Source organism: Kitasatospora sp. NPDC091276 (assembly GCF_040684355.1).
Taxonomy (GTDB): Bacteria; Actinomycetota; Actinomycetes; order Streptomycetales; family Streptomycetaceae; genus Kitasatospora.
Map to the genome: position 1 here is coordinate 38,022 of NZ_JBFBFU010000036.1, position 16,534 is coordinate 54,555.

At 74.3% G+C, this 16,534-nt stretch carries 16 protein-coding genes; 9 read left to right on the forward strand and 7 right to left on the reverse strand.

All coding sequences use genetic code 11. From position 1 onward, the window contains the following. Positions 1–264: 264 nt before the first annotated feature. The gene (locus AB0O19_RS32735; RefSeq protein WP_363624803.1) at positions 265–1,290 is read right to left on the reverse strand and encodes a polysaccharide deacetylase family protein; all 1,026 of its coding nucleotides are present in this window, start codon (positions 1,288–1,290) and stop codon (positions 265–267) included. Positions 1,291–1,662: 372 nt separating this feature from the next. Between AB0O19_RS32735 and AB0O19_RS32740 the strand changes: the two genes are divergently transcribed. The 3 genes from AB0O19_RS32740 (at position 1,663) to AB0O19_RS32750 (ending at position 3,330) form a co-directional block, all read left to right on the forward strand. Further along, positions 1,663–1,935, forward strand: a complete 273-nt coding sequence (locus tag AB0O19_RS32740) for a hypothetical protein (protein ID WP_350884215.1) — start codon at positions 1,663–1,665, stop codon at positions 1,933–1,935. 323 nt (positions 1,936–2,258) lie between these two features. Continuing rightward, positions 2,259–2,768 carry a sugar transferase gene (locus tag AB0O19_RS32745; RefSeq protein ID WP_363624805.1) on the forward strand — a complete coding sequence of 170 codons (510 nt, stop codon included), beginning with the start codon at positions 2,259–2,261 and terminating at the stop codon, positions 2,766–2,768. Positions 2,769–2,841: 73 nt separating this feature from the next. Continuing rightward, entirely contained in the window at positions 2,842–3,330 is a 489-nt protein-coding gene (locus tag AB0O19_RS32750) for an NUDIX domain-containing protein (protein ID WP_363624807.1), read from the forward strand. A 119-nt stretch (positions 3,331–3,449) separates the two neighbouring features. On the opposite strand, the gene AB0O19_RS32755 is transcribed toward AB0O19_RS32750, so the two are convergent. Continuing rightward, positions 3,450–3,857, reverse strand: a complete 408-nt coding sequence (locus AB0O19_RS32755) for a PTS fructose transporter subunit IIA (RefSeq protein WP_363586889.1) — start codon at positions 3,855–3,857, stop codon at positions 3,450–3,452. Positions 3,858–4,324: 467 nt separating this feature from the next. Here AB0O19_RS32755 and AB0O19_RS32760 point away from each other — a divergent pair, with 467 nt between their 5' ends. From AB0O19_RS32760 to AB0O19_RS32770, 3 genes are all read left to right on the forward strand, one after another. Continuing rightward, positions 4,325–4,564: a DUF397 domain-containing protein gene (locus AB0O19_RS32760; RefSeq protein ID WP_350884291.1), complete on the forward strand. Its 240-nt coding sequence runs from the start codon at positions 4,325–4,327 to the stop codon at positions 4,562–4,564. A gap of 718 nt (positions 4,565–5,282) precedes the next feature. Further along, positions 5,283–5,777 (forward strand): hypothetical protein, encoded by a 495-nt coding sequence (locus tag AB0O19_RS32765; RefSeq protein WP_063350170.1) that lies wholly within the window; start codon positions 5,283–5,285, stop codon positions 5,775–5,777. A 318-nt stretch (positions 5,778–6,095) separates the two neighbouring features. Next, positions 6,096–7,367 carry an acyl-CoA dehydrogenase family protein gene (locus tag AB0O19_RS32770; RefSeq protein ID WP_363624809.1) on the forward strand — a complete coding sequence of 424 codons (1,272 nt, stop codon included), beginning with the start codon at positions 6,096–6,098 and terminating at the stop codon, positions 7,365–7,367. A 36-nt stretch (positions 7,368–7,403) separates the two neighbouring features. On the opposite strand, the gene AB0O19_RS32775 is transcribed toward AB0O19_RS32770, so the two are convergent. Further along, positions 7,404–8,621, reverse strand: a complete 1,218-nt coding sequence (locus AB0O19_RS32775) for a phosphotransferase (protein ID WP_363586867.1) — start codon at positions 8,619–8,621, stop codon at positions 7,404–7,406. Between the two features lie 473 nt (positions 8,622–9,094). Here AB0O19_RS32775 and AB0O19_RS32780 point away from each other — a divergent pair, with 473 nt between their 5' ends. Beyond that, entirely contained in the window at positions 9,095–10,576 is a 1,482-nt protein-coding gene (locus tag AB0O19_RS32780; protein ID WP_363624811.1) for a hypothetical protein, read from the forward strand. Between the two features lie 129 nt (positions 10,577–10,705). On the opposite strand, the gene AB0O19_RS32785 is transcribed toward AB0O19_RS32780, so the two are convergent. Next, entirely contained in the window at positions 10,706–11,236 is a 531-nt protein-coding gene (locus tag AB0O19_RS32785) for a hypothetical protein (protein ID WP_363586865.1), read from the reverse strand. Positions 11,237–11,522: 286 nt separating this feature from the next. On the opposite strand from AB0O19_RS32785, the gene AB0O19_RS32790 reads away from it, so the two are divergent. Beyond that, the gene (locus AB0O19_RS32790) at positions 11,523–13,034 is read left to right on the forward strand and encodes a HEAT repeat domain-containing protein (RefSeq protein WP_363624812.1); all 1,512 of its coding nucleotides are present in this window, start codon (positions 11,523–11,525) and stop codon (positions 13,032–13,034) included. Between the two features lie 125 nt (positions 13,035–13,159). Here the strand turns inward: AB0O19_RS32790 and AB0O19_RS32795 are convergent, their stop codons facing one another. From AB0O19_RS32795 to AB0O19_RS32805, 3 genes are all read right to left on the reverse strand, one after another. Continuing rightward, on the reverse strand, positions 13,160–14,005 hold the full coding sequence (locus tag AB0O19_RS32795; RefSeq protein WP_107452967.1) for an undecaprenyl-diphosphate phosphatase: 846 nt from the start codon (positions 14,003–14,005) through the stop codon (positions 13,160–13,162). 271 nt (positions 14,006–14,276) lie between these two features. After that, on the reverse strand, positions 14,277–14,990 hold the full coding sequence (locus AB0O19_RS32800) for a class I SAM-dependent methyltransferase (protein ID WP_363624814.1): 714 nt from the start codon (positions 14,988–14,990) through the stop codon (positions 14,277–14,279). 106 nt (positions 14,991–15,096) lie between these two features. After that, positions 15,097–15,633, reverse strand: coding sequence for a PadR family transcriptional regulator (locus tag AB0O19_RS32805; protein ID WP_363624816.1), 537 nt, complete (start codon positions 15,631–15,633; stop codon positions 15,097–15,099). 130 nt (positions 15,634–15,763) lie between these two features. On the opposite strand from AB0O19_RS32805, the gene AB0O19_RS32810 reads away from it, so the two are divergent. Next, a complete protein-coding gene (locus AB0O19_RS32810) occupies positions 15,764–16,528 on the forward strand; it encodes an alpha/beta hydrolase (protein WP_363624845.1) in 765 nt (254 codons plus the stop codon). Positions 16,529–16,534: the final 6 nt, after the last annotated feature.

A 16,534-nucleotide genomic window follows, 5' to 3' on the forward strand; every position in this document is an offset into this window, starting at 1 on the left:
GCGGCTGATCCCCATCCGGGGCAGCCGCGGGCAGGTTCTCTGTCAGGAGTTGAGGGGCAAATCTTCGCCCTCCAACTTCCGGGGGTTGGTCGAGGAGCCCCTCTATGCCCGTGGGGCAGGGCTTTGCCCCACGGGCGGGTAATTGGCCGCTGAGGCAGGGCCAAATTTCGCCCCCAGAGGTCCCGTTCCGGTCCCCGGCGGGGCTCATTTTTGCCCCCGAATGTCTTTGAGTGCCCCTGCGTCCCCCTTGCGTGCCCCGGCCGGTCAGGCGACGGCTTGGCGGCGCCAGCGGCGGTAGGCGGGTTCGAGGCCGGAGAGGATGGTGTCGAAGCGGCGGGTGCTGGTGGTGGAGTCGACCTGGAGGCGGCTGATCTGGAGCGGGTGGGAGGGGATGCGGGGGCCGAGCCGGTGGTCGGAGAGGAAGCCGAGGCGGTAGCCGAGTTCCTGGAGGACGGTTTCGGCACGCGGGTCGTGCCCGCCGTCCGGGTAGGCGAAGGCGGTGGGGGGTTCGCCGAGCCAGCGGGTGAGGGCTTCGTGGGCGCCGGTGATCTCGGCGCGGACGGTGGCGTCGTCGCAGCGGCCGAGGCAGGGGTGCCCCTGGGTGTGGTTGCCGATGGCGACGCCGCCGTCGCGCAGGGCGAGCAGGTCGGCGGGGGTGAGCTGCTCCTGGCGGGGTGGGCGGCGGTCGGCGCTCACCCGGAGCTCGTGCAGGCTGCGCCGCCGGTCGGGGTCGGGCATGGCCTTGAGTCGGGGCAGTAGCTGGGAGGGGTGCCCGCAGTCGAGCGAGCGGGCACGGCCGCCGTGCCGGGCGAGGAAGTCGGCCTCGTGCCACCAGAAGGGGCGTTCGGTGCCGATGAGCTCGGAGATGACGAAGGCGGTGGCGGGGATGCCGCGGGCGTCGAGGGCGGGCAGGGCGTGGGTGAGGACGCTGCGGTCGGCGTCGTCGAAGGTGACCAGGACGCTGCGGGGCGGCAGTGGCCGTTGTTCGGTGACGGCTTGGAGGACGGCGGTGAGCGAGACCGGGGTGGCGAGTCTTCGGAGCCGGTCGAGCTGGGCGCCGAAGGACCGGTGGTCGGTGACGCCGTGGTAGGCGAGGACGGCGAGGCGTTGTGCGGCGCGGGCGCGGAACAGGGGTTGGACGGGGGCGAACCGCAACCATTCGCCCCGCGCGTCTGCCCGGCCCCGGTCGGCGGTCGGGTGGCGGCGGGTGGCCGTCGGCAGCGGGCGCACGAACGGGACGGGCCTGGTGGGGGCCATGGAGATCGACGTGGTGGACTGGGACTGCGGCACGGTTCCCCCTCGGTCGCCGAGCGGCGTGGCGGTACCGCCGGAGGACGGAGCCCGGCCTCCGACCCCAGGAGGCGGCGGCTCCGCCTCCTGGGTATTCCGGTCCGCGGTGGGGGGCTCGCACCCTTCCCGCGAACGGCTCCTGGATCGCTCAATGCCATTGAGACCGCTGCACCGAGCGGATGGTTGTACCGGGGGGACGAGGATTTTTCGTGGACTGATGTGAACTGATGTGGACTGATTGTGGAGCCGGAATGCACGACCGGGGCCGGGCCGCGGGGGCTCGGGCGAGGTCGGCGGGCCGGTCGCACCGGGTGGTCGAACGTTCACTCCCCGCGGGCTGCCTCCGGCGTTCGCCGGGGGTACCTTGGGCTCATGGCAGATGCGGACCGTGATCCCTTCCACCTGCACGGCGCGACCAGGATGGCCCGTGCGTGGAGTGGTGGTGCCCTGGTCACCCACCAGCTTCCGCTGGCGATGGTGGGTTTGGCCTGCCTCGCGCTGGGCATTGTGGTGGCGGTGATCGTTCCGGACAGTGACGGTCCGGCCTGGGCGATGGCGGTGGCGGGCTGTCTGGCCGCGGGAGTGCTGCTGCTCGGCCGGATCGCGTTCGGGCTGCTGCGGTACCGCCGCCGCGCCGCGCTCTGACCGCCTCGGCGGCCGGCCGGCCTTCGGTGGACGGCTGTACTTCGATTGCCCTCGGCATTCCAAGCGGCAGGTCGAGCAGCAGATCGAGCAATATTGGTCAGATCGACCGAATTTCGGCCTGTCGGACAATCCTCTGCCCACTTCTTTCACCATTCCCGGGCGACGGCTCCGAGGCGCCCCTACTGTGAATGCGTTCTTGCGGCTCGACGGTGCCGTGGAGGGGAAGAGATGGGCGGCAGCGCCACGTCCGATCCGGGCGGAGATCCGGGCGGAGGACCCGGCGGGAAGCCGGACGGCGCACCGCGCACCACCGTGCCCGCCGGATGAGGCGCGGCGGGGACCTCGCCCTCGCCGCCCTGGCGGGGATCGTCGCGCTCCCGTTGGCCCTGGTGATCGCCGCCCTGCTGCGCTGCACGGCGCGCGGCCCGGTGCTCCTGCGGCTGACCCGGGCCGGACGGCACGGCCGGGAGTTCCAGGTCCTCCGCTTCCGGACCAGCAGGGGAGGGCGGCTCGGCGCCCTGCTCCGCAGGACCGGCCTGGACGAGTTGCCCCGGCTGTGGAACGTCGCCCGCGGCGAGATGGGAGTGATCGGCCCCCGGCCCGTCCGCCCCGACCAGGCGGTCCGCTACTCCCGCCGCGAGCGCGGCCGGCTCGACGTCCGGCCCGGACTGACCGGCTGGGCCCAACTCCAGGCCCGCCACCCGCTCGCCCGGCCGGACTGGGCCGAACTCGACCTCTGGTACGTGGAGCACCGCTCGCTCCGGCTCGACCTGCGGATCCTCGGGCTGACCGTGCTGGCCGTGCTGCGCCCGGAGGGCGGTCTCGCGCGATGAGCCTGCGCGCCGCGGGCCGCCCGTCGGTGGCGTCGGCCCGGTGCTCCGCCGGACAGGGCCTAGGCTGCGGCGCATGGCCATTCCCCCGTTCCTCGCCGATCTCCGAGCCCTGGTGGGCACCCGCCCGCTCTGGCTGACCGCCGTCGTCGCCGTCGTCCTGGACGACCGCGGCCGGGTGCTGCTGGCCCGACGGGCCGACGACGGGAGGTGGGCGCCGGTCGGCGGCATCCTCGACCCCGGAGAGCAGCCCGCCGACGGCGTGGTGCGCGAGTGCCTGGAGGAGAGCGGGGTGGTGGCGGTGCCCGAACTGCTCGCCTCGGTCACCGTCTCGCCGCAGGTCACCTACCCGAACGGCGACGTGACGCAGTACCTGGTGCTGACCTTCCGGTGCCGGGCGGTCGGCGGCGAGGCGAGGGTGAACGACGACGAGTCGCTGGAGGTCGGCTGGTACCCGCTGGACGGGCTGCCGCCGATGATCGAGGTCGAGCACGAGCGGCTGCGCCACGCGCTGGAGTACGAGGGGTCGACGGTCTTCGTGTGGGAGGGCAAGGAGCGCCCCTGACCGGCGCACGGCGGACGGCCCGCATCCCCGCCTCCCCACCCCGGGCGGGCCGGGAGCCCGGGCCCTTAGCCGATGGTGGCGGCCCGGTCACCCCAGGTGGGGGGAGTTCGCGAGGCCGCTCAGCCCTTGCGCTGCCGGTAGGCCTCCTCGGCGGCGTCCAGGACGGCGGCGAGGTCGCCGCCCGCGGTGGCGGTGGCGGTGGCCGCCACCGCGCCCTCGACGAACGGCGCGTTCGCGAAGCGGACCGGGAACGGGAGGCCGTGCTCGTCGGCGTCGGACAGCAGGGCGCGCACGGTGGTGACGGCGCTGCCCAGGTCGGCGAGCACCACGACCCCGTGGCCCTGGTCGACCCGGCGGGTGGCGGCGGCCACCAGGACCGCGCTGATGCCGGGACCGCCCTGGTCCCCGCCGGTCGCGGCGATCGGGGCGGGGGAGTCGGATCCGGTCAGTGAGAGCGCGAGGGTGCGCACCGCGATGGCCAGTTCCTGGCTGTGCGACACCAGGACGATCCCGACCCGGCCGTGCACGGGGGGCCGGCCGGAGGCGGGCCGGGGCAGCGTGGCGGGCGCGGGTGGCGTGCGGGGCGCAGGGGGGTGGGCCGAGGGGGCGTCGGAGATGGGGATGACATCGGCGCGGGTGCCGTCCCGGCGGCTCATCGGCTGCTCCCTCTGGGCGGTGGTGGGCGGTGCTGGGCGAGGTGGTGCGGGCCGCATCCGGTGCGCATCGGGTTCCGCGGGGCCGGGGCGGGGCCGGGACGGGCCGTCGAGGGCCCGCGTACGGCCGGCGGGGGGTGGTCCCCCGCGTTGCCAAGCACTCTGGCAGCTCCGGTGGTCCCCGTCGGGCGGGACACGCGTTGAGCGGGCCTCCGGCGGCGTCCGGGCCCGGCTGGTGGAGTCCTCGTCAACCCGCTGACCGGGGCGGGCGGGTGTGGTTAGGCTGGCCCGGAAAGCCGTCGGGAGGAGACCGGGTAGTGGCAGTCAACAGCGGGATCGACGTGGAGGCGGGCGGCGCGGAGCCGCAGCTGGCGCCGAGCGGGAAGCCGAAGGTGGACTTCACCGGGGCGAAGTGGCTGTGCAGCAGCCAGGGCGTCGGGGATGTCCAGATCGCGTTCGTGGACGGGTACATCGGGATGCGGGACGGCCGTCAGGAGGACGGTCCGGTCCTGGTGTTCACGCCGGGGGAGTGGCGGGCCTTCGTGCTCGGCGCCCGGGACGGCGAGTTCGACCTCACCTGAGCCCGAGCGACCGTCGCACGACCGCGGAGCGGGCCCCGTCGGAACGGGGCCCGCTCCGCGGTCGATTTCGGCCCCGAACATCACAACTGATGATCTATTGAACGTGCCCCGTCAGAATTTCTGTTGACTGTTAGACAAACGCAGCTCAGAGTATGAGCACAGGCAGACGCCGTGCCCACCGCCCCCACGCGGCCAGACACGGCGCCTGCTGTGCGACCCGGCAGTGTTGCCAGGCCATCCTCCCAGTCATCCCCTGCGCACCGGGGTGCGTCGGCCGGTCCCGGCCCACGAGGGGCCGGCAGTCGCCGGGAGGCTGGCGTCGACGCCGAGAGCGACTCGGCGGCGACACCGTTTGCTCGGGACCCGCACGCCCCCACGCGGCGGCGTCCCGAGCAAGATCCGCGGGAGCGACGGGCCGGGGCCCCGCGGATCTGGCTTGTGGTGATGGAACTGTTGGCTTGTGTGCTGTGCTGTGTGCGACGACGAAGCTGGGTGCTCGGCAGTTCGGCACGACAATGTGCACAGTGAGGGAAACGCGTGTAGGGCCGCGTTGCGACATGCCGTCCCCCCGGAGGGTGAAACCCAGAACGGCTGTCGTGCTGAACCGAACGTAGCCCGGACGGTTGCTCAGAGTCAACATTGGTCTCTGAGCGTCGATCTCCCGACGGTGCCCCACCCACCTCGCGAGCGTGGTGTGCCGGGCACGTACGATGTTCCCATGTCTTTTCTCCGCCGTCGCTCCGGACAGCCCGCCGGCCCGGACTTCGACGTGCTCGCGATGGACCCGGGTGACTGGCCCGGCGACTTCGGTGCGGCCATGATGACCGGCCCGGACGGCTCCTGCCAGGGGATCTTCCTGCGCTACGACCTGTTCGGCGGCAGAGGCCCGGCGATGTTCATCGGCAACCTCCCCGAGGGCTCGCCCGCCCGGGAGACCGGCGACAGCGTGCCCTTCGAGGTGCGGCAGCTGCTCGCGGCGCTGGAGAACGACGAGCCGGTCGACTTCGTCTCGGCCGAGGACTTCCCGGTGATGCTCGGGGACGACCTGCTGATCGTGAAGAAGGTCAAGGTCAGCGAGGAGCGGGTGTTCTGCGCCCAGTTCGGGCGCAGCGACGGCGTCCAGGTCACCATCGCGTCCTGGGACCGACCGATTTCGGACGACCTGTATCAGCTGTTGAAGCCGCTCCCGGCCGACATGTTCCAGCAGGGCTGACCGGCCTCGACCAGGGCTCGGACGTCGCTTGACGGTTTCGATCACGGGTTCGTACAGTCGCGAACATGTCGTGCCGTCTCCCGCTGCTGACCCGGCGCAGCTATCTGGACCTGCGGCGCACCGCCAGCGCGGTGTGTCCGGGCCGCTGAGGGGGAATTCGTCCCCGAGGCGGCGGGCGGCCGGCCGTTCGTGGCCGGCGCCGAATCCGGGGGCGGGCCGTGAACCGACCTCCGAGGCCGCCCGTCCGGTACCGCGCGCCCGTCCGGCGTGCCGCCCGCATCTGCCGCGCCCACGCTGCCGCCCGGAGGCCCCAGCACCATGACGACCACCGCCGCTGACCGTTCGCCCGCGGACCGCCCGTCCGACACCGCGGCCGCCGCCGCCGCGGGAGCGTCGGATTCCGGCCACCCCGCGCCCGATCCCGCGCCCGACCGCTCGGCCGTCGTCGCCGCCCTCGCCGGACTGCCCCGGGTGGTCGACCTGCTCTCCGCCCGCGCCGAGGAGCACGACCGCGACGCCACCTTCCCGTACCAGGGCATCGAGGCGGTGCACGAGGCCGGACTGCTCACCCTGACCGTCTCCCAGCGGTACGGCGGACCGGGCGGCACGCTCGCCGACACCGTCCGGGTGCTGGCCCAACTCGGGCGCGGGGACGCCTCGGTGGCCGTGGTCACCGCCTTCACGCTGCTCCAGCACGCCGAGCAGGCCCGCCGGGCGGCCTGGCCGACGGCGGGCTACCGGCGGCTGCTCACCGAGTCCCGGCGCGGGCCCGCCCTGGTCAACACGCTGCGCGCGGAGCCCGGCGGCCGGCCCGGAGCGCTGCCGGACACGGTGGCCCGGCGGGACGGCGAGGGCTGGTCGCTGACGGGCCGGAAGACGTACTGCACCGGCGCCGAGGCGCTGGCCTGGATGGCGGTGACCGCGCGGACCGACGAGGCGGAGCCGAGGGTCGGGACGTTCCTGGTCCGCGGCGAGAGCGAGGGCCTGGAGATCGACCCGACCTGGGACCAGGTCGGCCTGCGGGCCAGCGCCAGCCACGACGTGGTGCTGGAGCAGGTCCGGGTGCCGGCCGAGCTCGCGCTCGGCCTCACCGCTCCCAAGGGCGGCGCGGCGGACGCGGCCGGGGCCGCCGAACTCTCCCTCGCCTGGCACGATCTGGCGCTCTCCGCGGTGGCGATCGGGGTGGCTCGCGCCGCCCAGTCCTGGCTGATCCGCTTCCTCAACCAGCGCACTCCGGCCAATCTGACCGAGCCGCTCGGCACCCTGCCCCGCTACCGCTGCGCCCTCGGCGAGATCGAGGCCCAGCTGATCGGCGCCGAGGAACTGGTCGAGGGGCTGGCCCCCCGGGTGGACCGGGGAGAGCCGGACGCGGTCGCGCGGACCGGCCCGGCCCACCTGCTGGCCACCCGGGCCGCGACGGCGGCGGTCCAGCAGGCCGTCTCGCTCACCGGCAACCCCGGTCTGAGCCGGCGTCACCCGCTGGAGCGCTACCTGCGGGACGTGCTGAGCAGCCGGGTGCACCTCGCCCCGGACGAGGCCGTCCTGGAGGCCGCCGGCCGGGCCGCCCTGGAGCGCGGCGGCCGGCCGTAGCGGATTCCGGGCCCCGGGGGCTCGGGGCCCGGAATCTCAGCGGGTGCCGACCGCGGCCCGGACGGCCCGGCGGGCGAGCGCGGCGTCGTCGTAGAGCCGGCGGATCATGATCCGCTGCTCCTCGCCGGCGCCCGGCACGTCGTACAGCCGGATCTCCCGCATCAGCACCAGCACCAGGTTGACCAGGAACGCGTCCCGGGCCAGCGTGCCGCCGCTCTGGGCGAGTTGGCTGATCTGGCGGCGCGCCGCGGTGTCGCCGGACAGCACGCTCCACAGCACCGCCAGGTCGTAGCCGGGCAGGTACCAGCCGGCCTGCTCCCAGTCGACCAGCACCGGGCCGGACGGCGCCAGCAGCATGTTGCTGAGCAGGGCGTCGCCGTGGCAGAGCTGGAGCGGGGTGTGGCCGAGGCCGTGCAGCAGGCCGCGCAGGTCGCCGGCGTCCCGGTCGGTGAGCTGGCCCACCGAGTGGTAACGGGCGATCTCCATCGGGTAGTCCATGCGTGGCTGGAACACGTCGGTCGGCGGCCGCCACAGGTTGAGCGTCCGGACGGCGGTCAGCAGCGCCCGCACCTCGCCCGGGGTGGGCGCGTTGACCGGGTGGCGCTCCCGCGCCGCCGGGCGCCCGGGAACGCGCTCCATGACGAGCACGCAGCGGTCGTGGTCGGCGGCGACCAGCCGGGGCAGCCGCACCGGCGGGCGGTGCCGGACGAATGCCCGGTAGACCGCGACCTCGTGGTGGAAGTCGGCCACCAACTGCTCGAAGTACCCACTCCGCACCGCCTGCGGCGCCAGGCACTTGGCGACCACCGGGGCCCGCCCGATGGTGCCCGCCACCAGGATGTGGCGGCTGCCCTCGCGCAGCACCTGGCGCGGGGTGAACGCGGGACATATCCGCGCGACACTCGCCAGCGCGGCCCGCACCGCCGGGGTCTGCAGCGCCGACGGGTCGATCCGCTCGGGGCCGGCGCCGACCTGGCCGGGCCGGTGCGGCGGGCGCAGCACCCGGCCGTCGGCCTGGCGGGCGAGCGGGAGCCGGCCGCCGACGGGCGGGGCCGCTTCGGGGCCGCGGAGCCCCAGCGCCGTACGGCCGGACGGGACCCGGGCGTCCGTGGACCGGCCGTCGGTGCCGTGCGGAGCCACCGGGCGGCTCGACGGGGGCACCTGCTTCGGCCCGGGGCGCCCGGCGGCTGCGGTGGGGGGGCGCAGCGCGGTGCGGGTCGCGGTCGGCGAGGGGGTCGTCGCTGAGGAGTACATGGGGTGAGGGTGGTCCCTTTCTGTCCGTCGGCAGGTGCGCCCCGCGGTGCGGGGAGGGCCGGTGCCGCGTGCTTCCTGGCGTGACGGCGGCCCTGACTCGGTGCGGTGGGTGGTGCGCGGGCGCCGGGCACGGACGCGGGGTCGTGAGACCCGGACGACGGCGGTGCTCCGGCCGTCCGCACCCTGGGGAGTACGGTCGGCCGGACTGCCGTGGCCGTGCCCGGCGCCCCCGCGCCACCCGGCCGCGCCACCCCCTCGGGTGAGGACCGGGAGCGTCCCGTGCCACGGTCGGGGGACTGCCCCGACGCCGGTGGGACGCCGCCCGACCCGGGGGCGAGGTGGCGCACCCCTACAACACACCCGCGGCGCACTGGCTTAGTAGTCTGGCGGGCCCTGGCGAACGGTGGCGAATGCTCGCCTGGCACTTGCCGGAGCCTCTAGCCTCGAATCAGCCGAGGAACCTGGGGGCTTCGTTGAGCAGGGAACCCAACACCCGACTCGCTGACTTGTTCGTCCTGACCGGTTGGTCGAAGGGCGAACTCGCGCGGCTGGTCAACCGTCGGGGTGCCGCGATGGGACAGCAGCAGCTGTCCACCGACACGTCGAGGGTACGGCGCTGGATCGAGCAGGGGGAGATCCCCCGGGATCCGGTGCCGAGGGTGCTGGCGGCCGTGTTCACGGAGCGGCTCGGCCGTGTCGTCACCACTGAGGACCTCGGTCTGGAACGACACCGGCCCACCAGGTCCGGAGCGGCGCAGCCCGCAGCAGTGCCATGGTCGCCGGATCGAACGGCCGCGGTCCTCACCGAGTTCACGGGAATGGACCTCATGCTGAACCGACGTGGATTGGTGGGCGCGGGTGCCGCGCTCACGGCCGGAACGGTCATCGCCGATTCGTTGAAGGGCTGGCTCGGGGGGGACGCGGTCGCGTACGCGGCCTCGGTCCCCGGGCCGCGCCAGGTGATCACCCAGGGCGGGGCGCGCCCCGCGGTGGACGTGTACGACGCGGGCCCGGTCGGGCTCGACGAGGTGGAGTCGCTGGAGCGCTCGGTCCAGGTGTTCCGCGCCTGGGACGCGGCGCGCGGCGGCGGGCTCCAGCGCAAGGCGGTGGTCGGTCAACTGAACGAGGTGGGAGGCCTGCTGACGCACCGGCACGCTCCGGCGGTGGAGCAGCGGCTGTGGCTGGTCGCGGCCAACCTGGCGGTGCTGGCGGGCTGGATGTCGCACGACGTGGGCCTGGAGCCCACCGCCCAGCGGTACTTCATGATCGCGGCGGAGTCGGCCAAGGAGGCCGGCGACCGGCCGCGGGCCGGCGAGGCGATCTCCCGGGCCGCACGGCAGATGGTCCACCTGGGCCGGGCCGACGACGCGATCGACCTGATGTCGGCGGCCAAGGCGGCCGGCGGCCGGGTGCTGCCGAGAACGCGCGCGATGCTGAACACCGTCGAGGCCTGGGCGCACGCCTCGATCGGGCACTCCCAGGACACCTGGCGGCTGCTCGGCGAGGCCGAGGACCTGTTCGCCGAGGGCGCGCCGGAGCCGCCGCCGTCCTGGATGCAGGTGTTCGACGAGGCCGAACTGCGCGGCATGCAGGCGCTGGTGCTGCGCACGCTGGCGGAGCACGACCCCTCGGCGGCGGCGCAGGCGCAGCGGCACGCGGAGCGGGTGATCACCCTGCGGGAGGGCACCGGGCAGCTGCGCTCGGCGCTGTTCGACCGGATCACCCTGGCCTCGGTGCACTGGCTGAGCGGCGAGCCGGACGCGGCGGAGTTCCAGGCCAAGATGGTGATGAACCTGATCGGCCAGAACTCCTCGCACCGGACCTGGGACCGGTTGCGCGAGATGTACCGGTTGACCGCGCGCTACCGGGGCCTGCCGGTGGTGGACGAGCTGCGGGCCGAGCTGGGGCGGGAGTTGCGGGCGGCGGACGCGAAGAAGCGGCCGAAGCGGTCCTGAGGCCCGGAGGCCCGTAGGCCCGGAGGCCCGGAGGCCCGGAGGCCTGAGCCTTGGGTGTCCTGAGCCTTGGGGGTCCCGAGGCCCGGAGGTTCTGAGGCCCGGAGGTTCTGAGGCCCCGGCGGGCCCCGGTCAGTTCGGGGGTGCCGGCCGCAGCAGCATGCGCAGGGCGGTGACGGTGCCGTCCGTGCCGAGGACGGGCTCGCCCGCGCACTCGACGCTGGCGTGCGGGGCGCCGTCGCGGCGGATCCGCAGGGTGCCGGCGGAGGTGCGGCCGTGGACCAGGGCGTCGGTCATCATCCGGCGCAGCACGGGCCGGTCGGCCTCGGGGAGGCGGTCGGGCAGCCGGTCGAGGCTGAGCGGGCCGTTGCCCGGGTCGCAGCCGAGGAGCTGGTAGGTGTCCGCGTTCCAGTGGACGCGGTCGGTGAGGAGGTCCCATTCGGCTGAGCCGATGAGGTGGTCGCGGACGCCGCCGGCGTCGGGTCCGTCGCCGAGGTCGGGGTTCTTGGACGGCTCCTGCGCCGTGCCGTCCACTCTGCCGTCCGTTCCGCTGTCGGCGTCGCCGCTCGGCTCGCCGCGCGCGCCGTCGTCCGTCGCGCTCGCCGGGGCGCCGTCCACCGTGGCGGTGTCCGGCGGGCGGGCGGCGCCTGTGGGCATCTTCATGGCGGGTCCATCGCTCGGGGGTGGCCCGCCGCGTGCGGGCCGTCGGTGGTGAGAAGACTGTGGCACAGCGCCCTCGCCCCTGCGGGCGATTTGGACATAACGCAGGCAAAATTCCCCTGGCATATGCCACTGTGGCAGCAGCCGTAGTCGCCCTGTGTGCGGAAGGGGGCGCGAGGCGGTAACCTTCGGTGATTCCGGCGCCCGGGCGCCCACCGCAGTACCGACCAGAGACCCCGGCGACGGAAATCCCGTTGCCACTACGACCGCCGCAACGGATGCTGACCTCATGTTCGAGCCAGTGATAGCACCCAGTGCCAGCCTCCTCGGCCTCCTGCAGCGAGGCCGCGGTGACGGGCAGCTCCACGCGCTGGCCGCCGACCGTACCGAGGCCATCGCCGCGCTGGAGGAGTGCGTCACCAGGGATCCGCGAGCCGACTGGCAGGTCGAGAGCCGCTCCCTCTACTACGCCCGCCTCTACATGGAGCTGGAAGCGCCCCTCGACGGCATCGAGGACCACCTCCACTCCGCCGAGGACCTCGTCAGCGACGACGAGAACCGCACCGGCCTCGCCCTCTCCGTCCTGGGCCACCTCGCCGCGTACGGCCGGCGCGACGCGCTGCTGATGCTGCGCGAGTACACCGCCACCGGTGCCAACTGGGCCTGGGCCCTCGACGAGCTCGCCCTGCGCGACGACGACCGCGGCCTGCTGCTGCTCGGCACCGCCGTCCTGGACCGCTTCGCCCCGGGCCCCGAGGGCGACGCCGAGCTGCGCGAGTTCATCCGCAACGCCTACGAGCCCCGGCCCTGGCGGCTGTGGGCGGCCTACCACCCGAGAGTGGCGGCGGCCAGCGAGCAGTCACCCTTCGACCTCTGGCAGCGCCAGCTCAACCGCGGCGGCGTCACCCCGGGCTGGTCCACCGCCGACGTCCTGGCCTGGGCCGACCAGGGGAGCCTGGGCGCCCTCGGGGCCGGCGCCTTCCTGGGCGGAGCCGACAGCCGGCCCGAGCCCGCGCCCGACGCCGCCGATCCGGCCGCGCCCGACGCCGTGGACCGCCGGGCCGCCGCCGCCGCCCGCTGCCTGACCGCCGTCGTCCGGCCCGAGGACCGCCCCGCCGTGCTGGAAGCCGCCCGCGGCGGCCTGCCCGGCGCCCGCCGGGCGGCACTGCGCTACCTGGTCGACCAGCGGGACCCGGCCGCCGTCGAGCTGATCGAGGCCGCCGCCGTCGACGTCGACGACCGGATCGTGCGCGCGGCCCTGGAACTGGTCGGCCGGATGCGCGGCCCCGAGGTCCTGGCGCAGGCCCGCCGCTGGGCCGACCCGGCCACCGGGGGCGCGGACAGCGCGCTCGGCGAGGCCGCCGTCAAACTGCTCGCCGACGCCGGGGAGCCGGCCGACGCGCCGTTCGTCGTCGACGGCCTGCGCCGCTGGGTATCCGTCCGCGGGGTCAGCGGTACCGGGCTCGGCTCGCTGGTCGACGGTGCGGGGCGGCTGGTCGCCGCCGACGCCGTCCCCGTGCTGCGCCACATCTACGGGGAGGCCGCCTCCTCCGAACTGCGCGGTCGTGCCGCCCGGGCGCTCGCCGTGACCGATGTGCACTTCCCCGAGGGCCCCGCTGTCGAGTGCCTCTGGGACTGCGAGGAGTCCACGCGGGAGCTCGCCGCGCGCCATGTCGCCACCACGGGTGACGCGCGCGTGCTGGAGCGCCTGCGCCGGCTCGCCGCCGATCCGGCCGAGGAGGCCGAGGTCCACGCCGCCGTCCGCGGCCGGCTGACCGCCGCCCGGGAGTTCGGGCGGTAGGTCCCGGTAGTCCGGTGGCTGCCTCCCCGCTTCTGGCGAACGACGGGCCGGGACACCCCCTCGGGTGTCCCGGCCCACTGCTGTTCCGGGGGCGTGCTGGAACGCGGTCCTGGTGGAACGCGGTTCTACTTCACGACGCCCGCGTCCGGGGCCAGCACGCCGCCGGCCACCAGTCCGATGATCAGGACGCCGAGCAGCACCCGGTAGACCACGAACGGCAGAAAGCTGTGGTGCGAGATGTACTTGAGGAACCAGGCGATCGCCGCATAGCCGACCGCGAAGGCGATCGCGGTGGCCAGGATGGTCGGCCCCCACGCCGGTGCCGGGCCCTCGCCGATCTTGAACAGCTCCAGCGCCCCCGAGGCGAGCACCGCCGGGATCGCCAGCAGGAAGGAGTAGCGGGCCGCCGCCTCCCGGCTGTAGCCGAGCAGCAGGCCCGCGCTGATCGTGCCGCCGGAGCGGGACACCCCCGGGATCAGTGCGAGCGCCTGGGCGAGGCCGTAGACGCCCGCGTGCGGCAGGGTGAGGTCGGTGATCGGCCGGGCGTGCCGGACCGCGCGGGTGCGGTCGGCGAAGGCCAGCAGCAGGCCGAAGACGATCAGCGTGGTGCCGATGATCCGCAGATCGCGCAGGTGGGTCTCGATGGTGTCCTGGAACAGCTTGCCGAGGATGCCGATCGGCAGCGTGCCGATGATCACGAACCAGCCCATCCGGGCGTCCGGGTCCGAGCGCAGCGCCGGGCGGAACAGTGACAGCGTCCAGGTCCGCACGATCGAGACGATGTCCCGGCGGAAGTAGATCAGCACCGCGGTCTCGGTGCCGAGCTGGGTCACGGCGGTGAAGGCCGCACCCGGGTCGTCCCAGCCCAGCAGGGCGGAGAAGACCCGCAGGTGGGCACTGGAGGAGACGGGCAGGAACTCGGTGAGTCCCTGGATCAGGCCGAGGACGGCCCCGTGGAACCAGTCGATCACCAGAGACCCACCGGGGGTATCCGTTGGTCGTCGTACATGTGCGGTCCTCGCAGGTCGGAGCGGGCGTGCGGGCAGGCGGGCAGGCCGCGACCCGCACGGCCCTCGGGCCGCGCACGGGCGGGCGCGCGGCCGATGGTACGGGGTGAAGATGACTATTCTTTGTTCACCTTTTGACCCGGCTTTGCCCGCCGGCGCTTCCATGCCCCGCCGACTCGTCCGCCTGCCCTTCCACCTGCCCTTCCACCTGCCCTTTCGCCTGCCCTTCCGCCGCTCAGCCGGCGGGTCGGACGCGGACCCAGGTGCGGTCCTCCGTCAGGTAGCTCTCGACCGTCAGACCGGCGTCCGCCAGCGCCCGGTCGAACGCGGCGGTGGTGAGCGGCCGGGAGCGGAAGGTGTGCGTCCAGCGGCCGTCCGGGAACTCGTACTCGGCGTGGACGGAGTTCACGCCGTCCCCTACCGGCGTCGAGGAGACGATGCGCGACACGCCGTCGGTGCCGAGCCTGCCCTCGCGCGGCACGTTGAGGTGCCAGTCCTCGCCCTCCCGCTGCATCAGCACGCAGCCGTCCGCGGCGACGTGGCGGCGGCAGGTCTCCAGCAGGCCCTGGCGGACCGCCTCGTCGCCCGCGTGGATCAGGAAGGAGGCGAGCAGGACGACGTCGAAGCGCTCGCCGAGGTTCAGCCGCTCGATCGGGCTGCGCACGGTGCGGATGCCCGCGCCCACCCTGGCCAGCATCTCGGCGGACTCGTCCACCGCCGTCACGGTGAAGCCGCGGTCGGTCAGCGGGTGCGTCATCCGGCCGACGCCGCAGCCCAGTTCGAGGATGGTGGCGCCGGCCGGCACCGCGGCCTCGATCACGTCCGGGGCGTCGCCGACGGGGAGCCGGGCCCAGAGCTCGACGGCGCAGCCGTCCGGGGTGATCGCGCCCGGGCCCGTTCCGTCGTGCCCCTCGCGTCGTACGTTGCCGGTGTGCGTGTCGTTACCCATGGGCGTCATCGGAACACGGGCAGGGCGGGGAGGGAAGGCGCCGCAGCGGGTTTTCCGTCAGTCCGTCAGTCCGTCAGCCCGTGAGTCTCGTTGGCCCGTGGGTCCGTCAGGCCGTCGGTACGTCCTCCAGTTCGGTCAGGGTCGAGTGCAGCCAGGCGAGTTCGGCCTCGCTGGTGGCGCGGGCGATCAGCAGCAGGCCGCGGCGGAACGGGTCGGCGAACTCCTCGGCGCCGACCGGGCGGTCGCCGTCGTAGAAGAAGCTCGCCGGCTCGGAGAGGAAGGCCAGGCGGCGGCGGAGCACGGCGGCCTGGGCGGAGGGGTCGGCGAGGTGGCGCAGGAAGGCGAGCAGGGTGAACCAGCGGTTCTCGTCGCTGATGTCCAGCGGCTCGGGCGCGCGCAGCTGGTCGAGCAGTGCGGTGCGGCCGGCCGCGGTGAGGTGGAGGGTGTGCCGGGGTGCGGCGGCGCTGCCGGGCTCGGTCTCGCGGACCAGCAGGCCGTCGGCCTCCAGGCGCTTGATCGCCGGGTAGAGCGTGCCGTCGCTGATCGGGCGGACGTGCCCGGTGAGTGCGGCGAGGTGGCGGCGCAGCTGGTAGCCGTGCAGCGGGCGGTCGTAGAGGAATCCGAGGATCGCGAGCTTCAGCATGGGGCCACTCTCGCAGATTCGTCCCTCGAAGCCTCGGTATATCGGTTCCGTGATACCTCGATGCCGAGGTATGGTCTGGGCGTTCCCAGCCCCTGATGTCCCAGCCCCCGCTGGAGGAGGAGTCCCCGTGCTGCGCCACGCCCCCGTCACCCCGAACGGCGACCGGATCCGATGGGTCGAGCTGCCTGGAGTCGAGCCCGCCCGGCTCTACCTGCACGGCCTCGGCGCCAGCTCGCCCGCCTACTTCGCGGCCGCTGCCGCCCACCCGGGGCTCGCCGGGCGCCGCTCGCTGCTGCTCGACCTGCTCGGCTTCGGCCTCAGCGACCGACCCGCCGACTTCGGATACACCCTGGAGGGGCACGCCGACGCCGTCGCCGAGGCCCTGGCGGAGGCCGGGCTCGCCGGAGTCGAGGTGATCGGCCACAGCATGGGCGGCGCGATCGCCGTCGTCCTCGCCCACCGGCATCCGGCGTTGGTCTCCCGGCTCGTCCTGGTCGACGCCAACCTGGACCCGGTCACCCCCGGCCGCGGCCCCGGCAGCAGCGGTATCGCGAGCTTCACCGAGGAGGAGTTCCTGGCCGGCGGCCGGGACGAGGTCGCCACGTGGGTCGGCCCGTCCTGGTGGTCCACGATGCGCCTCGCCGGGCCCGAGGCGCTGTACCGCAGTGCCGTGCACCTGGCCCGGGCGACGGTGCCGACGATGCGCGAACTGCTGCTCGGCCTCGACCTCCCGCGCACCTTCCTGTACCCGGAGGCGGGCGGCGAGCCGCGCGGCGCCGACCAACTCCGGGAGGCGGGCGTCCGGTTGGCGGCCGTCCCGGACTGCGGGCACAACATCATGCTCGACAACCTCGACGGCTTCGTTTCGGCGGCCGGCCTCGAACCTCGACCGTAGGCTGGG

Excerpts from the sequence above, each read along its gene's own strand:
- AB0O19_RS32740 (WP_350884215.1), top strand. The coding sequence starts at position 1,663 with ATGGCAGATGCGGACCGTGATCCCTTCCACCTGCACGGCGCGACCAGG.
- AB0O19_RS32745 (WP_363624805.1), top strand. The coding sequence starts at position 2,259 with ATGAGGCGCGGCGGGGACCTCGCCCTCGCCGCCCTGGCGGGGATCGTC.
- AB0O19_RS32750 (WP_363624807.1), top strand. The coding sequence starts at position 2,842 with ATGGCCATTCCCCCGTTCCTCGCCGATCTCCGAGCCCTGGTGGGCACC.
- AB0O19_RS32765 (WP_063350170.1), top strand. The coding sequence starts at position 5,283 with ATGTCTTTTCTCCGCCGTCGCTCCGGACAGCCCGCCGGCCCGGACTTC.
- AB0O19_RS32770 (WP_363624809.1), top strand. The coding sequence starts at position 6,096 with ATGACGACCACCGCCGCTGACCGTTCGCCCGCGGACCGCCCGTCCGAC.
- AB0O19_RS32775 (WP_363586867.1), bottom strand. The coding sequence starts at position 8,621 with ATGTACTCCTCAGCGACGACCCCCTCGCCGACCGCGACCCGCACCGCG.
- AB0O19_RS32785 (WP_363586865.1), bottom strand. The coding sequence starts at position 11,236 with ATGAAGATGCCCACAGGCGCCGCCCGCCCGCCGGACACCGCCACGGTG.
- AB0O19_RS32790 (WP_363624812.1), top strand. The coding sequence starts at position 11,523 with ATGTTCGAGCCAGTGATAGCACCCAGTGCCAGCCTCCTCGGCCTCCTG.
- AB0O19_RS32800 (WP_363624814.1), bottom strand. The coding sequence starts at position 14,990 with ATGGGTAACGACACGCACACCGGCAACGTACGACGCGAGGGGCACGAC.
- AB0O19_RS32805 (WP_363624816.1), bottom strand. The coding sequence starts at position 15,633 with ATGCTGAAGCTCGCGATCCTCGGATTCCTCTACGACCGCCCGCTGCAC.